Raw genomic sequence first — 3,960 nt, forward strand, 5'->3', positions numbered from 1 at the left:
ATCCTGACCTATGCCGGTGTCGCCGTCGGCCGCTTTCCGGGCCTGCGCCTCGACCGCGCCGGCATCGCGCTGCTCGGTGGCGCGGCCATGATCGCCGTCGGCGCGATCAGCATGGAGGACGCCTACCGCGCCATAAATTTCGACACCATCACGCTGCTGCTCGGCATGATGATCGTGGTCGCGCATCTGAAGGTCTCGGGTGCCTTTCGCGCGCTCGGCGGCTTCGCCATCGAGCATGCGCACGCGCCGTTCATGCTCCTGGTCATGGTGACGCTGCTGACCGGCGTCCTCTCGGCCTTCCTGGTCAATGACGCAATCTGCCTGGTGATGGCGCCGATCGTCGTCCACGTCACGCGCGTCATCAACCGCAACCCGGTTCCCTATCTGATTGCCACCTGCACCGCCTCCAATTGCGGCAGTGTCGCCACCATCACCGGCAACCCACAGAACATGGTGATCGGCGCGCTGTCCGGCATTTCCTATCCGGCCTTTTCGGCCGCGCTCGCGCCGGTGGCGCTGTTCGGTCTTCTCGCCGTTATCGTCATCTTGCGCATCGTCTACCGCGCCGAATTCTCCCGCACCGTGGAGCTCAGTCCCGAAGTCTATCGCGGCCGCATGCTGCCGGGACAGGTACTGAAGGCGGTAGTCGTCTGCGTCGTGCTGGCGGTCGCGTTCTTCGCCGGCGTTGCCGTTGCCAAGGCGGCGCTGATTGCCGGCGCCTTCCTGCTCGTCACCCGCGCGATCAAGCCGCATCGCATCTATCGCGAGATCGACGGCCCGTTGCTGTTCATGTTCGCCGGCCTGTTCGTGGTGGTGGCCGGCGCCGAAAAGACGCTGCTGACGCCCGATATGATCGCCTGGGCGAAAAACATCGGGCTCGACGATGTCTGGCGGCTCTCCGGCTTCACCGCCGTGCTCTCCAACGTCATGAGCAACGTGCCGGCGGTGCTGGCGCTGAGGCCCTTCATTCCCGGCCTCGAGAACCCCGAGCGCGCCTGGCTGGTGGTCGCGATGAGCTCCACGCTCGCCGGCAATTTCACGCTGCTCGGTTCCGTTGCCAACCTGATCGTTGCCGAACAGGCGAAGGCGGCGGGCAAGGAGCTTTCCTTCTCCGCCTTCTTCGAGGTCGGCCTGCCGCTGACCCTGGTCACGCTTTTCGCCGGCACGGCCTGGCTGGCTTTCACCTCCTGATCTCCAAGTTTTCAGCCCGCGACAAAATTTGTCGCGGGCTTTGTCGAATCGATTGCGCAAACGTTTCGATGGCTCTATGGTTTCTAAGAAATCCGCCGAAGAGCGGTTGGGAAACGCATACAAGGGAGGAGCGCTTGCGGGCACTCCATACGCATGCCGACAATGGCTGAGGTCGCGCGCCGCGCCGGCGTCTCGGTTTCGACAGTCTCACACGTCGTCAACGGCACCCGCTTCGTCTCGCCCGAGAAGGCCAGGCTGATCAACGATGCCATTGCCACGATGGGTTACCAGCCCAACGAGTTGGCACGCGCGCTGAAGGCGTCCACCACCAATAGCGTCGGGCTCGCCATCTCGGCGATCTCCAATCCCTATTTCACCGACATCATCTGCGCGGTCGAGGCCGAATGTGCGCGGCTCGGCCTGATGGTGTTTCTGTCCGACACGCAGGAAGACCCGGACCGCGAGCTTCAGGTGGTGCGCGCCTTCCACCAGCGCCGCGTCGACGGCGTGATCCTGGCGCCGTCGGGCTCGCCGGAGCGCGCGATCGACTATCTTACCGAGAAGAAGCTGCCCTGCGTGCTGATCGACCGGTTCGCTGACGACCGCTTCGACCAGATCGGTGTCGAGAACGACACGGCGATGCATGCCCTCATCGACCATGTCGCTTCCTTCGGCCACAAGCGCATCGGCTACATTGCCGGCCAGCCGGGGCTGGCCACCACGCGTGAGCGCATCGAGGCGTTCCGCGCCTCGCTCGCCGGCAATGGACTTGAGTGCCTGCCGCACTATGTCTCGCCGGAGAATGTCGACACGGCGAGCGCCACGGCATCGACGCATGCGATCCTGTCGCTGGCCACGCCGCCCACCGCATTGGTCACCGGCAACAACATGACGACGATCGGGGCAGTCCGCGCCATCCGCGAGAAGGGTCTTTCGATCCCCGGCGATCTGTCGCTGGCGGGCTTCGACGATTTCGAATGGGCCGACTGCTTCGAGCCGCGTCTGACGCTGGTCGAGCAGCCCTGCACCGAGATCGGCCGCCAGGCGGCGGCGCTGCTCAGCGAGCGCATCGCCTCCAGCCACGCAGCGCCGCGTGCCGTGCGGCTGCAGGCAAGGCTGCAGGCACGCCAGTCCTGCGCGAGGCCAACCCACATGAGGCCGGCATGAGCGCGCCGCTGCTTTCGGTCACAGGTGCGGTGAAACGCTTCGGCGGCGTGCAGGCGCTGCGCGGCGTCGACTTCGATCTCAAGCCGGGCGAGATCCACGCGCTGCTCGGCGAGAACGGCGCCGGCAAATCGACGCTGATGAATCTTCTGTCGGGCGTCTACTCGCCGGACGAGGGCGAAATCCAGATCGACGGCAAGCCGGTCACCTTCAACAACCCGCGCGAGGCGCAGGCCGCCGGCATCGCCACCATCTTCCAGGAACTCGACCTCGTGCCCTCGCTCGATGTCGCGGCGAACCTCTTCCTCGGGCGCGAATTGATGCGACCGGGCGGCCTGCTCGACGTGCCGGCGATGCGCCGCGAGGCGAAGCGGCGGCTGGAAGCGATCGAACTCGCCATCGACCCCGCGCGCCTTGTCGCCGACCTCTCTATCGGCCAGCGCCAGGTGGTGGCGATCGTCAAGGCGCTGTCCTATGCGTCCCGCGTGCTGATCATGGACGAGCCGACGGCGGCACTCACCGTCGGAGAGGTCGAGCGTCTGTTCGACATCATGAGGAAGCTCGCCGCGACCGGCGTCGGCATCGTCTACATCTCGCACCGTCTGGAGGAAGTCCCTGATATCGCCGACCGCGTGACGGTGATGCGCGACGGCCGCGTCGCCGGCGTCACCGAGCCGCACGCGCCGCAGGCCGAGTTGGTGCGGCTCCTGGTCGGGCGCTCGCTGGATGAACTCTACCCCGCACGCGCCAGAAGCGCCGGCAAGACGTTGCTCCGCCTCAAGGATGCCAGCTTCAGGCTCGCCCGGGAAAGCGCCGGCTGGCAGCCGCCGAGCGGCATTTCGCTCGAGGTCAGGGAGGGCGAGATCGTCGGCCTGGCCGGCATCATGGGAGCAGGGCGCACCGAACTGCTTTCCGCGCTCTACGGCACCGGTCTCGCCGGCCGCTGGCAGGGCGAGGTCGCAGTCGACGGCAGGCCCGTGAAACTCGACTCCATCGACGCGGCGCGCAAGGCCGGCATCGCCTTCGTCACCGACGACCGGCGCGGCAGCGGCCTGATGCTGAGAATGGCTGTCGGCCTCAACCTGGTCATGTCCGTGATCCGCCGCATCTCGCCGGCCGGCCTGATGTCGCCGCGCCGCCAGGCGGAAGCGGTGAGACAGTCCTTCGGCCAGTTCGACATCCGTCCGAAGAACCCGGACATATCCGTCGGCGCGCTGTCCGGCGGCAACCAGCAGAAGGTGGTGCTGGCCAAGGAAATTCTCGGCAACCCGCGGCTCTTGCTCCTCGACGAGCCGACCCGCGGCGTCGATGTCGGCGCCAAGGGCGAAATCTATGCGCGGCTGAGAGCGCTCGCGGCGCAGGGGCTCGGCATATTGGTCGCCTCCAGCGAGATGCCGGAGCTGATTGGACTTTGCGACCGCATCGTGGTGCTGCGCCAGGGGCGCAACGTGGCGGAATTCATTGGCGGCGTCGACGAGCACACCGTGCTTGCCGCGGCAAACGGCAGGGAGGCCTGATGTCGGACCAGAAGATTTCGGTGGCGGCGAGCCCGGCAGCTTCAAGCCCTTCGGTACCCGCTGCTCCTGCGGCGAGGCGCGTCGATCC

The 3,960-nt window shown here is 66.6% G+C and carries 3 protein-coding genes; all 3 read left to right on the top strand.

The genetic code is table 11. From position 1 onward, the window contains the following. The coding region (locus tag EN742_RS27110) for an anion transporter (RefSeq protein WP_148670285.1) at nucleotides 1-1,191 on the top strand (1,191 nt) is incomplete at its 5' end. A 162-nt stretch (nucleotides 1,192-1,353) separates the two neighbouring features. Next, nucleotides 1,354-2,358, top strand: coding sequence for a LacI family DNA-binding transcriptional regulator (locus EN742_RS27115; protein WP_245482446.1), 1,005 nt, complete (start codon nucleotides 1,354-1,356; stop codon nucleotides 2,356-2,358). Beyond that, nucleotides 2,355-3,872, top strand: a complete 1,518-nt coding sequence (locus EN742_RS27120) for a sugar ABC transporter ATP-binding protein (RefSeq protein ID WP_128333480.1) — start codon at nucleotides 2,355-2,357, stop codon at nucleotides 3,870-3,872. Before EN742_RS27115 ends, EN742_RS27120 begins: the two co-directional genes overlap by 4 nt. Nucleotides 3,873-3,960 lie beyond the last annotated feature (88 nt).

The organism is Mesorhizobium sp. M4A.F.Ca.ET.020.02.1.1 (assembly GCF_004022645.1).
Taxonomy (GTDB): domain Bacteria; phylum Pseudomonadota; class Alphaproteobacteria; order Rhizobiales; family Rhizobiaceae; genus Mesorhizobium.

Bases quoted from the DNA above. Each gene is read 5' to 3' on its own strand.
- EN742_RS27115 (WP_245482446.1), top strand. From the start codon at position 1,354: ATGGCTGAGGTCGCGCGCCGCGCCGGCGTCTCGGTTTCGACAGTCTCA.
- EN742_RS27120 (WP_128333480.1), top strand. From the start codon at position 2,355: ATGAGCGCGCCGCTGCTTTCGGTCACAGGTGCGGTGAAACGCTTCGGC.